The following is a 16,508-nucleotide window of genomic DNA, read 5'->3' on the forward strand; positions in this document are numbered from 1 at the left end:
GGCGCGGAAAAGCTGGTTGTCTCGGTGTCGCGGACCGGCGGCGACCGGCCCGCCGCCGCCGGCGCGACGTCCGGCGGCGCGGTCACCGGAGACGGGGGAGGACACCGATGCGTGACGACAGGGCGGTACGACGGCACCGCGAGGCGACGGCCCGGCTGCGCGGCGACCGCGGCGGCGGGCCGCTGATCGGCGCGCCCCGGCGCTCCGCGCCCCGCCCGCCGCGCCACTTCACAGTGCACCTGGGCTTCGCCGCCGCCGATCCCGCCGTCGCGCGGGAGCACGCGGTGGCGTACGCCGAAGCCCTCGGCCTGCTCCGCCCGGAGCTGGCGCTCGGCGCGGCGGCGTTGTCCCCGGCGGACGCCTGGCACCGCGCCGAGCGGCTGTTCTGCGACGCCCTCGGCCCCGACGGCGAGGGCTGTGCGGACGTGGCCGGCCACCCCGGCTTCCACCACGCGCCCGGTCCGGGCGGCCTCGGCTGGGGCGACGGTGACTGAGCCGCGCTCAGTCCAGGTCGAACTCGCCGTCCTGGGCGCCCGCGACGAACGCGTCCCACTCGGCCTGGGTGAAGACCAGCACCGGCCCGTCCGGCTCGGCGGAGTTGCGCATACCGATCAGGTCGTCGACGAATGCCACTTCGACCGCTCCCTCGGAGGTGTCGCCCTCAGCCCGCTGCCAAACCGCCCGGGAGAGGTCGAAATCGCCCTTGGGGTGCTGACCCATCGCTGTTCCTCCATCGCCACGCGTAACGAGACGGCCCGAGCGGACCACATCGGGCAGGATAAGCGGATGCCGAGCCTCACCCGTGCAGAGGCGACCGCGCGCCGCGCGTCGATCACCGTCGAGTCCTACGATGTGGACCTCGACCTGACCGGCGACGCCGAGCGGTTCCGCTCCGCCGTCACCATCCGGTTCCGGGCCACCCCCGGCGCCGAGACCTTCGTCGACGTCAAGCCGCGCCGACTCCTCGCCGTCCGCCTCAACGGCAACGACCTCGACCCGGCCCTGCTGGCCGGCGACCGGCTGCCGCTGACCGGCCTGGCCGAGGACAACACGCTCACCGTCGAGGCCGAGATGGCCTACTCCAACACCGGCGAGGGGCTGCACCGTTTCGTCGACCCGGCAGACGGCGAGACCTACCTCTACGCGCTGTCGTTCCTGGACGACGGGCCGCGCGTCTTCGCCGCGTTCGACCAGCCCGACCTGAAGGCCCCTGTGACGCTGACCGTCACCGCGCCGCCGGAGTGGACTGTCGCCGCCAACGGGCCGCTGGCCGACCGGCCCGCACCGGGGCGTTGGGACTTCGCCACCACCGAACCCCTGGCCACCTACTTCGTCTCGCTGATCGCCGGGCCCTGGCACGTGCTGCGCGCCGAGCACGACGGCATCCCGCTCGGCCTCTACTGCCGGCGTTCGCTCGCCGCCCACCTGGACGCCGACGCCGACGAGATCCTCACCGTCACCCGGCAGTGCCTCGACCGCTTCCACCAGCTCTTCGCCGAGCGCTACCCGTTCGGCAAGTACGACCAGGCGTTCGTGCCCGAGTTCAACGCCGGCGCGATGGAGAACCCGGGCCTGGTCACGATCCGCGACGACTACGTCTTCCGCTCCGCCGTCACCGACACCCAGCGGGAGCTGCGCGCCACCACCATCGCCCACGAGATGGCGCACATGTGGTTCGGTGACCTGGTCACCATGAGCTGGTGGGACGACCTGTGGCTCAACGAGTCCTTCGCCGAATACCTCGGCACCCGGGTCACCGCCGAGGCGACCCGGTTCGACCGGGCGTGGACCACGTTCGCGAGCCACCGCAAGGCCTGGGGCTACACCGCCGACCAGCGCCCCTCCACCCACCCGGTGGCGCCGGAGGAGGTGGCAGACGCCGCGCAGGCGCTGCTCAACTTCGACGGCATCTCGTACGCCAAGGGCGCCAGCGTGCTGCGCCAGCTCGTCGCCTGGCTCGGTGACGAGGCGTTCCTGGCCGGGCTGAACGCGCACTTCGCCGCGCACCGGTTCGGCAACGCCACGCTCGCCGACCTGCTGGCCGCCCTGGGCGCGGCGAGCGGCCGCGACCTGGACGGCTGGGCGGAACGCTGGCTGCGCCGCGCGCAGGTGAACACGCTGCGGGTCGACACCGCCGTGGACGCCGACGGCCGGTGGACCGATGTGGCGATCGTGCAGACCGCCCCGGCGAGCCACCCGGTGCTGCGGCCGCACCGCATCGGGGTGGCCCACCACACCGCCGACGGTCCGGCGTACCGGTTCGAGGTCGACCTCGACCCCGACGCCGACGGCGGTCGTACGCCGCTGCCCGAGCTGGTCGGGCGGCCTGCCACCGGGCTCGTGCTGCCGAACGCCGGTGACCTGACGTTCGCCAAGATCCGGCTCGACCCGGCCTCGGCGGACGCGGTGCCGCTGCTGCTGCCGGGGCTCGACGATTCGCTGGCCCGGGCGCTGCTCTGGGCCGAGACGCTGGACGCGGTCACCGACGGGGAACGGCCGGCCGGCGCGCTCGCCGGGCTGATCGCGGCGGCGCTACCCGCCGAGACCGAAGTGACGATCGTCGAGGACGTGCTGCTGCTCAGCCGCCGGCTGATCGACCGCTACCTCGACCCGCTCGCCCGGGACGCGGCGCTGCTGCGGGTGGCGACCGCCTGCGCGGCGCTGCTCGACTCGGCGCCCGCGGGCGGCTCCCTGCAACTGGCGGCGGCGCGGGGCCTGATCGGTGCCACCACCGACACGGCCATGCTGACCGGCTGGCTCGCCGGCAAGGACGTGCCGCCAGGGCTCGCGGTCGACGCCGACCTGCGGTGGGCGGTGCTTCGCCGGCTCGTGGTGCTCGGCGCGGCCGGGGCGCCGGAGATCGACGCCGAGGCCGACGGCGACCGCAGCGCCACCGGCGCCGAGCAGGCCGCCGCGTGCCGGGCCGCGCTGCCCGACGCCGACGCGAAACGGGCCGCCTGGGAGATCGTCACGCGCAGCACCGAGCTGTCGAACCGGCTGGTCGAGGCGACCGCCGAGGGCTTCTGGCAGCCCGAGCAGCCCGAGCTGACCGCCGGGTACGTGGAGCGCTACTTCACCGATATGCCGGCGGCGGCGCGTCTGCGTACCGCCTGGGTGGCCGACGCGGTCACTGTCGCCGCGTACCCCCGTTACGCCGTGTCGCAGCCCACCCGGGAGATGGCCGCGGCGCTGCTGGCCCGCGACGACCTCACGCCCGGTCTGCGGCGGTGGGTGACCGACCTGGACGACGACATGCGCCGGGCGCTCGTGGCGCGGACGGCGGTGGCCGCCGCGTCGGCCTGACCGGGCACGCCGGGCGGGGGGCGCACCCGCCCGGCGTGGCCGACCCCGCCCGGGCCCGTCCGAGACGCGGCCTACGATCGCTGGGTGGAGGAAGACATCCGGCGGATCGGCATCATGGGCGGCACGTTCGACCCGATCCACCACGGGCACCTGGTAGCGGCGAGCGAGGTGGCCGACCGGTTCGGCCTGGACGAGGTCGTCTTCGTGCCGACCGGGCAACCGTGGCAGAAGGCGGAGGAAGCGGTCACCCCGGCCGAGGACCGCTATCTCATGACGGTGATCGCCACCGCCTCCAACCCGCGTTTCCAGGTGAGCCGGGTCGACATCGACCGGGGCGGCCCCACCTACACCGTCGACACGCTGCGCGACCTGCACGCCGAGTACGGCCCGAAGGCCCAGCTGTTCTTCATCACCGGCGCGGACGCCCTGGAGCGCATCCTCTCCTGGAAGGACCTGGACGAGGCGCTCGAACTGGCCCACTTCATCGGCGTGACCCGGCCCGGTTTCGAACTCACCGACAAGCACCTGCCGGCCGACTCGGTGAGCCTGGTGCAGGTGCCGGCGATGGCGATCTCGTCGACCGACTGCCGTGCGCGCGTCGCACGGGGCGAGCCGGTGTGGTACCTGGTGCCCGACGGTGTGGTGCAGTACATCGCGAAACGGCGTCTTTACCAGCGGTGATTCGCCCCGTTCCGTCCCGGTCCATGCCTGAAATCGACCAGAACTGACGAGTCGCCACACCGCCGGGTGTGAGACGCTTGGAGGGTCGCACTGTTGATCGAAGGAGAACGGTGACAGTTTCCGAACGCGCGCACGAGCTGGCGATGGCCGCCGCCCAGGCCGCGGCCGACAAGAAGGCACAGGACATCGTCATCATCGACGTGGGCGACCAGCTCGCGATCACCGACGCGTTCCTGCTGGCCGCCGCTCCGAACGAGCGTCAGGTGCTCGCCATCGTCGACGCCATCGAGGAGCGCCTGCTGGAGCTGCCGGAGAAGGCCAAGCCGGTGCGCCGCGAGGGCGAGCGCGGTGGCCGCTGGGTGCTGCTCGACTACGTCGACATCGTGGTGCACGTCCAGCACACCGAGGAGCGCGAGTTCTACGCGCTGGACCGGCTCTGGAAGGACTGCCCGCAGATCCCGTTCACCGATCGCGACCTGGCCGACTCGGCCGCCGGCACCGCCACCGCCGAATGACCCGCCTGATCATCTGGCGGCACGGCAACACCGACTGGAATGCCGGCAACCGCGTCCAGGGCCAGACCGACGTACCGCTCAACGACCTCGGCCGGGAGCAGGCCCGGGCCGCCGCGCCGGTGCTCGCCGCGCTGCGCCCGGACGCGATCGTCGCCAGCGACCTGCGCCGGGCCGCCGACACCGCCGCCGCGCTGGCGGCGCTGACCGGGCTGCCGGTCCGCTCCGACGCCCGGCTGCGCGAACGGCACTTCGGCCAGTGGCAGGGCCTCACCCTGACCGAGGTGGCCGAGCGGTTCCCCGACGAGTACGCGCGCTGGCGGGCCGGCGACCCGGACCCCGGCGCCGGCATCGAACCCCTGGACGACCTGGGCGCCCGGCTCGGCGCCGGATTCCAGGACGCGGCCGATCTGGCCACCGGCGGCACCGTCGTGGTGACCACGCACGGCGGCGGCGCCCGGCAGGGCGTCGGGCACCTGCTCGGCTGGGACCACGCGGTGCTGCGCAGCCTCGGCTCGCTGGCCAACTGCCACTGGTCCGAGCTGCGCCACGACGACGTCCGGGGCTGGCACCTGCGCGCGCACAACGTCGGCCTGATCACCCAGCCGGCGCTCACCGACGCGTTCTGACACCTCCGGCCCCGGCACGTCACAGCGCCATCGGCTAGCGTGCCGGGCATGCCCGTCGCGGTCGTCACCGACTCCACCGCCTACCTGCCCCCCGACCTGGCCCGCGCCCGCGGCCTCACGGTCGTCCCGCTGACCGTCGTGCTCAACGGCGCGGAAGGGCTGGAGGGCGTCGAGACCTCGCCCGCCGACGCCACCCGCGCGCTGGGCGCGCGGCGGGTCTCGGTGAGCACGTCCCGGCCCGCGCCGGAACAGTTCGCGCAGGTCTACCGCAGGCTGCTCGCCGAGGGCGCCGACGGCGTGGTGTCCGTGCACCTGTCCGCCGAGCTGTCCGGCACGGTCGAGGCCGCCCGGCTGGCCGCCGCCGAGGTCGGCGACGACAAGGTCACCGTGGTCGACAGCCGATCCACAGGCATGGGCCTCGGCTTCCCGGCGCTCGCGGCCGCCGCGGCCGCCGCGCGGGGCGCCGACCTGACCGGGGTACGCGACGCGGCGCTGGACGCCGTCGCCCGGACCACCATCTACTTCTACGTCGACACGCTGGAGTTCCTGCGGCGGGGCGGCCGGATCAACGCGGCCGAGGCACTGCTCGGCACCGCCCTCTCGGTCAAGCCGATCATGCACATGCCGGACGGCGCGATCGTGGTCAAGGACAAGGTCCGTACCGCCAGCCGGGGTGTGGCGCGCCTGGTCGACCTCGCCGTCGAGGCGGCAGACGACGCCGAGGTGGACCTCGCGGTGCACCACCTCGCCGCGCCGCAGCGGGCCGAACATCTGCTGACCGCGCTGACCGAGCGGCTGGGCGACCGCCTGCACGACACGTACGTCACCGAGGCCGGAGCGGTGGTCGCCGCCCACGCCGGGCCGGGGCTGGCATGCGTGGTGATCCACCGCCGCACGCCCTAGGGTGGCCGGATGAGCCCACTGTCGTACGTCGTCACCGGCGGCGGGCGCGGCGTCGGGCGGGCCGTCGTGGAACGGCTCGTCGCCGACGGCGGAACCGTGGTCGTGGTCGAGCGGGACACCAGCGCGCTGGACTGGCTGGCCCGGCATCCGCTCGCCGACCGGCTGCACGCGGTGACCGGCGACGCCGGCGACGAGGCGGTCACCGACCGGGCCGCCGACCGCGCCGAGGCGCACGCGCCGCTGGGCGGCTGGGTCAACAACGCCGCCGTCTTCCGCGACGCCGACCTGCACCGCGCGCCCGCGAGCGAGGTCGTCGACCTGATCGCGCTCAACCTGCGCCCCGCCGTGGCCGGGGCCGGCACCGCCGTACGCCGGTTCCTGGCCGCCCGCACCGGCGGCGCGATCGTCAACGTCTCCTCCCACCAGGCACGCCGGGCGGTGCCCGGTGCGCTGCCGTACGCGACGGCGAAGGCCGCGCTGGAAGGGCTGACCCGGGCGCTGGCAGTCGACTACGGTCCCCGGGGGATCCGCGCCAACGCGGTGGCGCTCGGCTCCGTCCACACCGAACGGCACGCCGCCTACCTGGCCGGACTCGACCCGGTGGAGGCGGCGCACGTCGACGCGGAGATGGCCCGGCTGCACCCGGTCGGCCGGATCGGCCGCACCGACGAGGTGGCCGAGGTGGTCGCGTTCCTGCTCTCCGAACGCGCCTCGTTCGTCAACGGCGCTACGGTGCCGGTCGACGGTGGACGGGCCGCGCTCGGGCTGGACCCGGAGGCACGACCGGCGTGACCCGCTGATCTGCCGGGCGCCGTGCCTAGCACGGCCACTGCTTGATCGGGTGCCTGTCCACAGCGCATCGGTCGTCCACAGGTGAGCGTTCACCGGCCGATGCGGGACGAACGATCGCCGTACCGTCCCGAGCCGTGCCAGACGACGAGGAGACGACGGTACGGCGGCGGCTCGCCCGGCTGTTCGGGTTCGCGGACGCCGCTGGTGTTCCGCCGATCCCCGCCGACCGCGTGGGCGGGTCGGGCCGGGCGGAGCGGTCCTCGCGGCGGCCGGGGCTGTCCCCGTCCGGACCCGACCGCGAGCCCGGGCCCGGCCGCGAGCCCGGACCCGAGGAAGCCGGGCCGTTCTTCGAGCCTGGGCCCGGGGAAGCCGGGCCGTTCTTCGAGCCCGGGCCCGAGGAAGCCGGGCGGGTCTTCGAGCCCGGGCCCGAGGCGGCCGGGCCGGTCTTCTTCGCGGCCGGGGCCGGCTCCGGGTCCGCCCCCGGCGGCGCCTGGCCCGATCTCCCTGCTCGGCCCGGGCGTGCGCCGGGCGGGATCGAGCCGGGTTTCGGCCTGCGCCGTGGCTTCCCGGAGCACGACAGCGGGCGGGAGCATCCGTTCGGGACGGAGCCGGCCTCCGGCGATCCGGACGACGACGGAATCCACGACGCCCCGGCGACCGGGCGCGGCCTGTCCCGGCTGCCCGGCCCCGGTGCGTTCGATCCCGGTCGCCGGGGCGTCCGCGCGCTCGCGGCGGTGGCGGCAGTGGTGGTCGTGGCGGCAGCCGTCTGGGCGTGGCGCTCGCGTCCGAGCGCCGAAGCCGTCCAGCCGGTCGCGGCGTCCGCCGAGGCGCCGGTGACCGAAGCGGTTTCCGGGGCACCCGTGCCCGCGGGCTCATCCGGTCAGGTGGTGGTCGCTTTGGCCGGGAAGGTCCGGCGGCCCGGCCTGGTCCGTCTCCCGGCCGGCGCGCGAGTCGCCGACGCGATCGAGGCGGCGGGCGGTGCGCTCCCCGGCGTCGACACCGCCCTGCTCAATCCCGCCCGCAAGGTCACCGACGGGGAGCTGATCCTGGTCGGCGTCACCGCCCCGCCCGGCCAGGCCGCGCCCGGCCCGGCGGCGGGCGGCGGTGGAGCGCCGGGCGGCCCGGCGGCACCGGCCGGACCGGTCAACCTGAACACCGCCACCCTGGCCCAACTCGACGCGCTGCCGGGCGTCGGTCCGGTGCTCGCCCAGCGGATCCTCGACCACCGGGACCGCAACGGCGGGTTCCGGTCCGTGTCCGACCTGCGCCAGGTCGACGGCATCGGCGACGCCCGGTACGAGCAGCTCAAGGAACTGGTGACGGTGTGAACGGCCGGCGCCAGCCGTCCTCGGACCTGGATCGCCCCAACTTCGCCGGTGCGGGCACCACCGAACGAGCCGGTGCCCGCGTGACGGGTATGGAGCGGGCGCGATCCGGCGCCGCGGCGAGCGGCGAGCGCGGCCGAGGCATTCCCGCGAGCTCCTTCACCGTCGACGGGGAGTCGGCGGGTCGCGACGCTCCCGACCTGCGGCTGGCCGGGCTGGCGGTGGCGGCGTGGCTCGCCGCGCTGGCCGGGCTGCACCTCAGCCTCGGGGTGACGGTGTGGGTGGCCGCCGTCGCCGCCACGCTCGCCCTGCTCGCGGGCCTGCACCTGGGAGGTGTGCTGGGCCGGCCGGGTGTGGCGGCCCGCCGCTACGGCTGGATCGCGGTCGCCGTGCTGCTCGGCGTGCTCTGCGGGGCGGCGGCCACCGGCGCCCGCGTCGTGGTCCGCGACGCCGCTCCGGTCCGCGCGCTCATCGCCGACCGTGCCCAGGTCACCGCCGAGCTGGTGCTGCGCGACGATCCCCGCCCGGTACGCGGTGCGCCCGGGCGGCAACCGATGCTGCTGGTCCGCGTGGATCTGATCCGGCTCACCGGGCCCGACGGCGCGCGCGTCACCGGCCCGGTACGCGCCCTGGTGCTCGCCACCGACCCGGCCTGGCGTCCACTGCTCCCCGGGCAGCGGGTCACCAGCCGGGGACGGCTGTCCGCGCCGCGCGGCGGCGACCTGACCGCCGTCGTGCTCTCCACCACCGGCCCGCCCACGCCGCGCGGCGCGGCGTCGTGGCCGCAACGGGCCGCGGGCGTGCTGCGGACCGGGCTGCAACGGGCCTGCGAGCCGCTACCCGACGCGCCGGGCGGGCTGCTGCCCGGCCTGGTGGTGGGCGACACCAGCCGGCTGCTGCCGGAGGTGGAGGAGGACTTCCGGGCCACCGGGATGACCCACCTCAACGCCGTGTCCGGGTCGAACGTGGCGATCGTCGTCGGGGCGGTGCTGCTGCTGGCCCGCTGGGCCCGCGCCGGCCCGCGTACCGCCGCCGTGCTCTGCGTACTCGCGCTCGTCGGGTTCGTCATCCTGGTGCGGCCGTCGCCGAGCGTGGTGCGCGCCGCCGCGATGGGCGCGATCGGGCTCGCCGCGCTCGCCGCCGGGCGGTCCCGGTCGGCGCTGCCGGCGCTCGCCACCGCTGTCACCGGCCTGATCCTGTACGACCCGGACCTCGCCGGCGACCCGGGCTTCGCGTTGTCGGTGTGTGCCACCGGGGGACTGCTGCTGCTCGCGCCCGGGTGGCGGGACGCGCTGCGGCGCCGGGGCGTACCGGCCGGGCTGGCCGAGGCGCTCGCGGTGCCGGCCGCCGCGCAACTGGCCTGCGGCCCGGTCATCGCCGGGCTGTCCGCGACGGTGAGCCTGGTGGCGGTGCCGGCGAACCTGCTCGCGGTGCCCGCCGTCGCGCCGGCCACCGTGCTCGGGGTGCTGGCGGCGGTGCTGTCACCGCTGTGGCCGGGCGGCGCGGAGTTCCTGGCCTGGCTGGCGAGCTGGCCGGCGCGCTGGCTGGTGGCGGTCGCCGCATACGGGGCGGACCTGCCCGCCGGGAACCTCCCGTGGGCGGGCGGGGTGGCCGGCGCCCTGCTGCTGGCGGCGGTGAGCGTGGCGCTGCTGCTCGGCTTCCGGCGACGCCGGGCGCGGCGGCTGATCGCTGTCGTCGCGGTCGCTGTGGTGCTCGGTGCGGTGCCGATCCGGCTGCTCGCCTCCGGCTGGCCGCCGCGCGGCTGGGTGGTGGTGGCGTGCGCGGTGGGGCAGGGGGACGCCGTGGTGCTGCCGGTCGCCCCCGGCCGGGCCGTCGTGGTCGACGCCGGCCCGGAGCCGTCCGGCGTGGACGCCTGCCTGCGCCGCCTTGGCGTACGCGAGGTGCCGCTGCTGGTGGTCAGTCACTTCCACGTCGACCACGTCGGCGGCGTGGCCGGAGTGTTCCGGGGCCGGCGGGTGGGCGCGGTGGTGGGTCCGTCCTGGTCCGAGCCGCCCTACGGCGCCGCCCAGGTACGCGAGGCGGCCCGCCGGGCCGGTGCGCCGCTCGCCTCGGTGCGGGCGGGCTGGCGGTGGCGGGCGGGTGCGGTGGACCTGGCAGCTGTCGGTCCGCCGTATCCGCTGCGGGGCAGCCGGTCCGATCCGAACAACAACTCGCTGGTGCTGGCCGCCACAGTGGGCGGGGTACGGATCCTGCTCACCGGTGACGCCGAGACCGAGGAGCAGCGGGCGATGCTGGAGACGACGCCGGCCGCCGCGATCCGGGCGGACGTGCTGAAGGTCGCCCACCACGGGTCGGCGTACCAGGCGCCGGAGTTCCTGGCCGCGGTGCGTCCGGCGGTGGCGCTGGTGTGCGTGGGCGTCGACAACGACTACGGGCATCCGAACGCGGGGCTGCTGGACCGGCTGACCCGGGGTGGCGCCCGGGTGCTGCGCACCGACGTCGACGGGGACGTCGCCGCGGTCCGGGCGGGCGACGGTCTCGTGGTGGTGAGGCGCGGCCGCGAGTCCGAACCGTCACGATGAACGGGGATCTTGTGGCGGTAGGCGGTAGATCAAGGCAAATGTCTGGATTTGCGCTGTGTGCGGGCTGTGCCGTCACAGTCCCCGATGAGCGGGCCCGGCAGGGTCGGAGGGCGTGCGAGTATGGGCGACGTGACCCCCGCCGACCTGCCTCCTATTGTGCTCGTCCTCGGCGACGAGGAGCTGCTCGCCACGCGAGCGGTCACCGAAGCCGTCGCTCGGGCCCGCGAGGTCGACCCCGACGTGGACGTGCGGGAATACCAGGCCGGCACGCTCACTGTCGGCGAGATCGCCGAGATGCTCAGCCCGTCGCTGTTCGGCGGTCGCCGGGTGCTCGTGCTCCGCTCCGGCCAGGACGCCCGCAAGGACCTGTCCACCGCGCTGCTGGCGTACGCGAAGAACCCCGACCCGGACGTGCAACTGGTGGTGCTGCACCTGGGCGGGGCCAAGGGCAAGGCGTTCGCCGACGGCCTGCGTGCGGCGGGTGCCACAGTGGTGCCGGCGGTCAAGCTCAAGGGCGACCGGGAGCGGGCCGCCTTCGTGCGGGACGAGATCCGCCGCATCGGCGGCAAGTGCTCGCCCGACGCGGCCGACGCCCTGGTCGCCGCAGTCGGCAACGACATGCGCGAGCTGGCCGCCGCCTGCTCGCAACTGGTCGCCGACACCGACGGGCGCATCGGCGCCGACACGGTCGCCCGGTACTACCGGGGCCGGGCCGAGGTGACCGGCTTCACCGTCGCCGACGCGACGATGGTCGGTGACGTGCCAGGCGCGCTGGAGGCGCTGCGGTGGGCGCTGCACGTCGGCGTCGACCCGGTGCCGATCGCCGACGCGCTGGCCGACGGCGTACGGACCGTGGCCCGGGTCGCCGCCGCCGGCCGGGGTAACGCGTTCCAACTGGCCAAGACGCTCGGCATGCCGGCGTGGAAGATCGAGAAGGCTCAGGTACGCGCCCGGGGCTGGACGCCGGAGGGGCTGGTCGAGGCGATGCGGGTGGCCGCCGAGTGCAACGCGGCGGTGAAGGGCGGCGCCGACGACCGCGCGTACGCGCTGGAGCGGGCCGTGTTCTCGGTGGCCGCGGCCCGGCAGGGCGGCGCCCGGTGACCCGAGCGTGGTCGACGGTGGCCACGGACGAGGAGCGGTACCGACCGCTCTACGCCCGGGTGCTCGGACTGCGCTTCATCAACCCGGGTGGGGTGCTCTGTTTCCTCTTCTTCGAGGGCGCGATGGCGCTGGCCGTCCTGCTCGCGCTCGCGGAGCTGGTGAGCTGGTGGGCGGTGGTGGTGCTGCCGATCGCGGTGGCCGCAATGGTCAAGCTCAACGACGTGGTGGCCGAGGTGGTCGTCCGCACCGCGGCGCAGGTGCCGGAGCAGGAGCGGGACCGCTTCCGCCGGCAGATGGAGCCGGTGATCGGGCGGGCCCGGGTGCCGGCCAGCGCCCGCGCGATGCCGGTCGCCGGCTCCCGGGGAGTCCGCTACCACCACCCGCAACGGTCGACGTTCCACCACCCAGGCGAGCGGTAGCACGCGTCGCCCGTGAGCACGCCGCAGATCTTGGTACGAAACGGCCCCTGTGGGGGCTGTTCAGTCCCTGTGGGGGCCACCTCGTACCAAGATCTCGCGCTGGTGTGCCGGCGCGATCAGGGGAGGGCGGACGGGCGGAAGCCCCGTGGGCACGATGGCCCCGGGGCTTCCGGTGTGATCTGTAGCGCTGGTCAGGCGGAGAACGAGGCGACGCGCTTGGCGATCGCCGACTTCCGGTTGGCCGCCTGGTTCAAGTGGATGACACCCTTGCTGGCAGCCTTGTCCAGCTTGCGGGTGGCCTCACGCATGAGCACGGTGGCCTTCTCGGTGTCGCCCGCCTCGGCAGCCTCGTGGAACTTCCGGATGGCGGTCTTCAGCGACGACTTGACCGACTTGTTACGCAGCCGGCGCTTCTCGTTCTGCCGGTTGCGCTTGATCTGGGACTTGATGTTCGCCACGCGACAGCCTCGTCTTGATAGCTCGGGTTGGTCTGCTTTCGCGCACGACGAGCATGCGTCATCGCCGCGCGAAAAGCCAGGCTACCAGGTCGGCCCCGGACGAGCCAAAACGCCTCCGCCCGGCCCTTCCGGCACCGCCACCATCCTGCCCTCGCGGCCAGGGACCACGCCAGGCCGGACCGGTTCCCGGGCTGGGCGCGGGAGACGTCCCCGCCCTCCCGGCGAAGCGGTGTGGATCAAGAGGTGGGACGAGCCCAGGACCAGCCCCGCCGCTCGGCCAGCCAGCCGAGCGCCTGCTCCCCGCTCCAGCGCTGGTGGGCGCGCAGGTGCGGGGAGCCGTTCGGCGGCCCGGCCGCGGCGCCGGTCAGGTAGTAGCCGGCCAGCGCGGCGAGCGTCACGTCCAGCGCGTCGCCGGGCGCTCCGGCCGCCGCCGGGTGACCGGCGAACGCGGCGTCCGCGTCCAGGCCGCTGGCGTACGCGGTGAGCAGCAGCCCGGCCAGGTCGAACCAGGCCGGTCCGTGGCAGAGCCAGGGCCAGTCGCACAGCCAGGCCCGTCCCTCGGGGCCGATCAGGAGGTTGTCCACCCGCAGGTCGCCGTGGGCGAGCCCGGGGGCGGCGTCGGCGTACCCGGGCAGGCGCGACTCCAGCGCGACCAGCTCGGCCAGCGGGGCGCCGGCGGCCGGCTCGGGCAGCGGCTCGCGCCCGGCGGCCACCTCGCCCCACCAGAGGATGTCGTCGCGGGCCAGGTCGGCGAGGCGGGGGAGCCGGAGCGCGGCCAGCTCCGCGGGCGGGTCGGCGAGCGCGGCGGCCACTTCGGCGTACGTGGCGAGGGCGGCGTCCAGCTCGGCCGGCGCCCAGGGCAACCGGGGGGTGTGCCCGTCGATCGCGTCGAGCGCGAGCGCGTACCAGCCGGACTCGGTGAGGGCCCAGCGCGGCCGGGGCACCGGCAGCCCGGCCGGGAGCCGGGCCAGGACCGCCGCCTCGTGGGCGTACCAGTCGACCAGGTGCCGTTGCCCGTGCAGCGCCGCCGCCTTGACGAACACGCGCTCCCCGGCGGGGCCGGTCAGCACGGCGGTGAAGCCGCTGGTGAACCCGCCGGTCGCCACCCGTACCGCCGCCGGTGGACCGCCGATCCGGGCGGCCAGCGCGTCGCGCAGCCCGGCCGGCAGGTCGGGCCAGCCGGGCCGGACGGCTGTCGACCCGTACGGAACCGGCGGTAGGGAGATCGCGCGCACCGCACCATGCTGCCGCACCGGCGGCGCGCGTCGGGCCGGCGCGTCGGTGGGCTCTGCCAGACTGCCCACCATGAGGACCGACGAGTTCTGGCAGTTGATCGACGACGCCCGCGCCGGTGCCGGGGGAGAGCCCGACGCGGTGGCCGCCCGGGCGGTCGCGCTGCTGGCCGAGCGCGACCCGGAGGAGATCGTCGGCTACGCCCACCACCAGCGGCGGGTGCTCGCCGCCTCCTACAAGGTCGACCTGTGGGGTGCGGCCTACCTGATCAACGGGGGCGCCTCGGACGACGGCTTCGAGTACTTCCGGGGCTGGCTGATGACGCAGGGGCGGACGGTGTTCGCCAAGGCGGTCGGCGACCCGGACGCGCTGGCCGGGCTGCCGCAGGTGCGGGCCGCCGCGCTCAGCGGCGAGGAGTTCGAGTGCGAGCAGATGCTGGCGGTGCCGTGGGACGCGTACCGGAAGGCCACCGCGTCCGACCTGCCGGCCGAGCGCGACCCGGTCCCGGTGCCCGACCTGAACGACTTCTGGGACTTCGACGACGAGGAGGAGGCCCGCCGCCGGCTGCCGAGGCTGGCCGCCCTGTTCGTCGAGCCACCTGTGGAATAGCCGTGGAGTGAAGGGGGAGTCCGGGCGCGTCCCGGAGGACGTGGGACCATGGAGGGGGCCGGCGGCGCGCCGGCCCGCTCACGTCAGCCGACCAGAACGGACCGCTGTGCCACCGACGCTCGATCCCGGCGCGAACGCTCCTGGTGCCACCGACCCGGCGCGCATCCGGAACTTCTGCATCATCGCCCACATCGACCACGGGAAGTCGACCCTGGCCGACCGGATGTTGCAGCTCACCGGTGTGGTCGACCCCCGGCAGATGCGCGCGCAGTACCTGGACCGGATGGACATCGAGCGCGAGCGCGGCATCACCATCAAGAGCCAGGCCGTGCGGATGCCGTGGACGATCCGTGAGGGCGACCGGGCCGGCGAGGCCGCCGTGCTCAACATGATCGACACCCCGGGGCACGTCGACTTCACCTACGAGGTGTCCCGTTCGCTGGCCGCCTGCGAGGGCGCGCTCCTGCTCGTCGACGCCGCGCAGGGCATCGAGGCGCAGACCCTGGCGAACCTCTACCTGGCGCTCGAGAACGACCTGCGCATCATTCCGGTGCTCAACAAGATCGATCTGCCGGCCGCCCAGCCCGAGAAGTACGCCGAGGAGCTGGCCCACCTGATCGGCGGCGACCCGTCGGACTGCATCCGGGTCTCCGGCAAGACCGGCGACGGTGTGCCCTACCTGCTGGACGAGATCGTCCGGCAGTTCGTGCCGCCGGTGGGTGAGGCCCAGTCACCGGCCCGCGCGATGATCTTCGACTCGGTGTACGACGTCTACCGGGGCGTGGTCACGTACGTCCGGGTGATCGACGGCCGGATCTCGGCCCGGGACCGGATCAAGATGATGTCCACCGGCGCGGTGCACGAGCTGCTGGAGATCGGCGTCATCTCGCCGGAGATGGTCAAGGCCGACGCGCTCGGCGTCGGCGAGGTGGGCTACCTGATCACCGGCGTGAAGGACGTGCGCCAGTCCCGGGTCGGTGACACGGTCACCATCAACGGCAATCCGGCCAAGGAGGCCCTCGGCGGCTACAAGGACCCGAAGCCGATGGTCTACTCGGGGCTCTACCCGATCGACGGCTCGGACTACCCGAACCTGCGCGAGGCGCTGGACAAGCTCAAGCTCAACGACGCCGCGCTGGTCTACGAGCCGGAGACCTCCGGCGCGCTGGGCTTCGGCTTCCGCTGCGGCTTCCTCGGCCTGCTGCACCTGGAGATCATCCGGGAGCGGCTGGAGCGCGAGTTCAACCTCGACCTCATCTCCACCGCCCCGAACGTGGTCTACCGCGCCATCCAGGAGGACGGCGAGGAGATCGTGGTCACCAACCCGAGCGAGTACCCGACCGGCAAGATCGCCGAGGTGTACGAGCCGACGGTGCGGGCCACGGTGCTGACCCCGAACGACTACGTCGGCGCGGTGATGGAGCTGTGCCAGGGCCGCCGGGGCAGCCTGCTCGGCATGGACTACCTCTCCGCCGACCGGGTGGAGCTGCGTTACACGCTGCCGCTGGCCGAGATCATCTTCGACTTCTTCGACCAGCTCAAGAGCCGTACGAAGGGTTACGCCTCGCTCGACTACGAGCCCTCCGGCGAGCAGGCGTCCGACCTGGTGAAGGTGGACATCCTGCTGCACGGCGAGCCGGTCGACGCGTTCAGCGCGATCGTGCACAAGGACAAGGCGTACACGTACGGGACGACGATCGCGGCGAAGCTGCGCACGCTGATCCCGCGCCAGCAGTTCGAGGTGCCGATCCAGGCGGCGATCGGCAGCCGGGTGATCGCCCGGGAGACCATCCGCGCGATCCGCAAGGACGTGCTCGCCAAGTGCTACGGCGGTGACATCAGCCGTAAGCGCAAGCTGCTGGAGAAGCAGAAGGAGGGCAAGAAGCGGATGAAGATGGTGGGCCGGGTGGAGGTCCCCCAGGAGGCGTTCATCGCGGCGCTGTCGTCCGACTCCGGCGACGGCAAGCCCGCCGGCAAGAAGTAGCCGTCAGAGCCCACGA

The 16,508-nt window shown here is 74.5% G+C and carries 16 protein-coding genes; 13 read left to right on the top strand and 3 right to left on the bottom strand.

Annotation, left to right across the window (positions count from 1 at the left end; genetic code table 11):
- Positions 1 to 107: 107 nt before the first annotated feature.
- Positions 108 to 494 (top strand): hypothetical protein, encoded by a 387-nt coding sequence (locus AB0D28_RS22000; RefSeq protein WP_357388437.1) that lies wholly within the window; start codon positions 108 to 110, stop codon positions 492 to 494.
- Positions 495 to 501: 7 nt separating this feature from the next.
- Here AB0D28_RS22000 and AB0D28_RS22005 read toward each other — a convergent pair whose 3' ends face one another.
- On the bottom strand, positions 502 to 720 hold the full coding sequence (locus AB0D28_RS22005; RefSeq protein WP_013287999.1) for a DUF397 domain-containing protein: 219 nt from the start codon (positions 718 to 720) through the stop codon (positions 502 to 504).
- Positions 721 to 786: 66 nt separating this feature from the next.
- Between AB0D28_RS22005 and pepN the strand changes: the two genes are divergently transcribed.
- The 10 genes from pepN to AB0D28_RS22055 all read left to right on the top strand — a co-directional run bounded on the left by pepN (position 787) and on the right by AB0D28_RS22055 (position 12,208).
- Positions 787 to 3,303, top strand: a complete 2,517-nt coding sequence (gene pepN, locus AB0D28_RS22010) for an aminopeptidase N (RefSeq protein ID WP_357388439.1) — start codon at positions 787 to 789, stop codon at positions 3,301 to 3,303.
- A gap of 84 nt (positions 3,304 to 3,387) precedes the next feature.
- Positions 3,388 to 3,984, top strand: coding sequence for a nicotinate-nucleotide adenylyltransferase (gene nadD / locus AB0D28_RS22015; RefSeq protein WP_357388441.1), 597 nt, complete (start codon positions 3,388 to 3,390; stop codon positions 3,982 to 3,984).
- 110 nt (positions 3,985 to 4,094) lie between these two features.
- Positions 4,095 to 4,499, top strand: a complete 405-nt coding sequence (rsfS, locus tag AB0D28_RS22020; protein ID WP_013287996.1) for a ribosome silencing factor — start codon at positions 4,095 to 4,097, stop codon at positions 4,497 to 4,499.
- Positions 4,496 to 5,125 (top strand): histidine phosphatase family protein, encoded by a 630-nt coding sequence (locus tag AB0D28_RS22025; protein ID WP_357388443.1) that lies wholly within the window; start codon positions 4,496 to 4,498, stop codon positions 5,123 to 5,125. Before rsfS ends, AB0D28_RS22025 begins: the two co-directional genes overlap by 4 nt.
- Positions 5,126 to 5,173: 48 nt before the next feature.
- The gene (locus tag AB0D28_RS22030; protein ID WP_357388445.1) at positions 5,174 to 6,028 is read left to right on the top strand and encodes a DegV family protein; all 855 of its coding nucleotides are present in this window, start codon (positions 5,174 to 5,176) and stop codon (positions 6,026 to 6,028) included.
- Between the two features lie 9 nt (positions 6,029 to 6,037).
- On the top strand, positions 6,038 to 6,820 hold the full coding sequence (locus AB0D28_RS22035) for an SDR family oxidoreductase (protein ID WP_357388447.1): 783 nt from the start codon (positions 6,038 to 6,040) through the stop codon (positions 6,818 to 6,820).
- A gap of 533 nt (positions 6,821 to 7,353) precedes the next feature.
- The gene (locus AB0D28_RS22040; RefSeq protein WP_357388523.1) at positions 7,354 to 8,148 is read left to right on the top strand and encodes a ComEA family DNA-binding protein; all 795 of its coding nucleotides are present in this window, start codon (positions 7,354 to 7,356) and stop codon (positions 8,146 to 8,148) included.
- A gap of 89 nt (positions 8,149 to 8,237) precedes the next feature.
- The gene (locus tag AB0D28_RS22045) at positions 8,238 to 10,688 is read left to right on the top strand and encodes a ComEC/Rec2 family competence protein (RefSeq protein WP_357388525.1); all 2,451 of its coding nucleotides are present in this window, start codon (positions 8,238 to 8,240) and stop codon (positions 10,686 to 10,688) included.
- Between the two features lie 120 nt (positions 10,689 to 10,808).
- Positions 10,809 to 11,789: a DNA polymerase III subunit delta gene (gene holA, locus AB0D28_RS22050; protein WP_357388449.1), complete on the top strand. Its 981-nt coding sequence runs from the start codon at positions 10,809 to 10,811 to the stop codon at positions 11,787 to 11,789.
- On the top strand, positions 11,786 to 12,208 hold the full coding sequence (locus tag AB0D28_RS22055) for a hypothetical protein (RefSeq protein WP_357388451.1): 423 nt from the start codon (positions 11,786 to 11,788) through the stop codon (positions 12,206 to 12,208). Before holA ends, AB0D28_RS22055 begins: the two co-directional genes overlap by 4 nt.
- Before the next feature lie 191 nt (positions 12,209 to 12,399).
- Here AB0D28_RS22055 and rpsT read toward each other — a convergent pair whose 3' ends face one another.
- Together rpsT and AB0D28_RS22065 are read right to left on the bottom strand one after the other, a co-directional pair.
- Positions 12,400 to 12,666: a 30S ribosomal protein S20 gene (gene rpsT / locus AB0D28_RS22060; protein WP_357388453.1), complete on the bottom strand. Its 267-nt coding sequence runs from the start codon at positions 12,664 to 12,666 to the stop codon at positions 12,400 to 12,402.
- 236 nt (positions 12,667 to 12,902) lie between these two features.
- The gene (locus tag AB0D28_RS22065) at positions 12,903 to 13,973 is read right to left on the bottom strand and encodes an aminoglycoside phosphotransferase family protein (protein ID WP_357388455.1); all 1,071 of its coding nucleotides are present in this window, start codon (positions 13,971 to 13,973) and stop codon (positions 12,903 to 12,905) included.
- On the opposite strand from AB0D28_RS22065, the gene AB0D28_RS22070 reads away from it, so the two are divergent.
- Together AB0D28_RS22070 and lepA are read left to right on the top strand one after the other, a co-directional pair.
- Positions 13,972 to 14,508: a DUF4240 domain-containing protein gene (locus tag AB0D28_RS22070; protein WP_357388457.1), complete on the top strand. Its 537-nt coding sequence runs from the start codon at positions 13,972 to 13,974 to the stop codon at positions 14,506 to 14,508. The genes AB0D28_RS22065 and AB0D28_RS22070 overlap by 2 nt on opposite strands.
- A 106-nt stretch (positions 14,509 to 14,614) precedes the next feature.
- A complete protein-coding gene (gene lepA / locus AB0D28_RS22075; RefSeq protein WP_357388459.1) occupies positions 14,615 to 16,492 on the top strand; it encodes a translation elongation factor 4 in 1,878 nt (625 codons plus the stop codon).
- Positions 16,493 to 16,508: the final 16 nt, after the last annotated feature.

It is taken from the genome of Micromonospora sp. NPDC048169 (genome assembly GCF_040652815.1).
GTDB lineage: Bacteria > Actinomycetota > Actinomycetes > Mycobacteriales > Micromonosporaceae > Micromonospora.

Excerpts from the sequence above, each read along its gene's own strand:
- AB0D28_RS22000 (WP_357388437.1), top strand. The coding sequence starts at position 108 with ATGCGTGACGACAGGGCGGTACGACGGCACCGCGAGGCGACGGCCCGG.
- AB0D28_RS22005 (WP_013287999.1), bottom strand. The coding sequence starts at position 720 with ATGGGTCAGCACCCCAAGGGCGATTTCGACCTCTCCCGGGCGGTTTGG.
- pepN (WP_357388439.1), top strand. The coding sequence starts at position 787 with ATGCCGAGCCTCACCCGTGCAGAGGCGACCGCGCGCCGCGCGTCGATC.
- AB0D28_RS22025 (WP_357388443.1), top strand. The coding sequence starts at position 4,496 with ATGACCCGCCTGATCATCTGGCGGCACGGCAACACCGACTGGAATGCC.
- AB0D28_RS22030 (WP_357388445.1), top strand. The coding sequence starts at position 5,174 with ATGCCCGTCGCGGTCGTCACCGACTCCACCGCCTACCTGCCCCCCGAC.
- AB0D28_RS22035 (WP_357388447.1), top strand. The coding sequence starts at position 6,038 with ATGAGCCCACTGTCGTACGTCGTCACCGGCGGCGGGCGCGGCGTCGGG.
- AB0D28_RS22045 (WP_357388525.1), top strand. The coding sequence starts at position 8,238 with ATGGAGCGGGCGCGATCCGGCGCCGCGGCGAGCGGCGAGCGCGGCCGA.
- holA (WP_357388449.1), top strand. The coding sequence starts at position 10,809 with ATGGGCGACGTGACCCCCGCCGACCTGCCTCCTATTGTGCTCGTCCTC.
- AB0D28_RS22070 (WP_357388457.1), top strand. The coding sequence starts at position 13,972 with ATGAGGACCGACGAGTTCTGGCAGTTGATCGACGACGCCCGCGCCGGT.
- AB0D28_RS22065 (WP_357388455.1), bottom strand. The coding sequence starts at position 13,973 with ATGGTGGGCAGTCTGGCAGAGCCCACCGACGCGCCGGCCCGACGCGCG.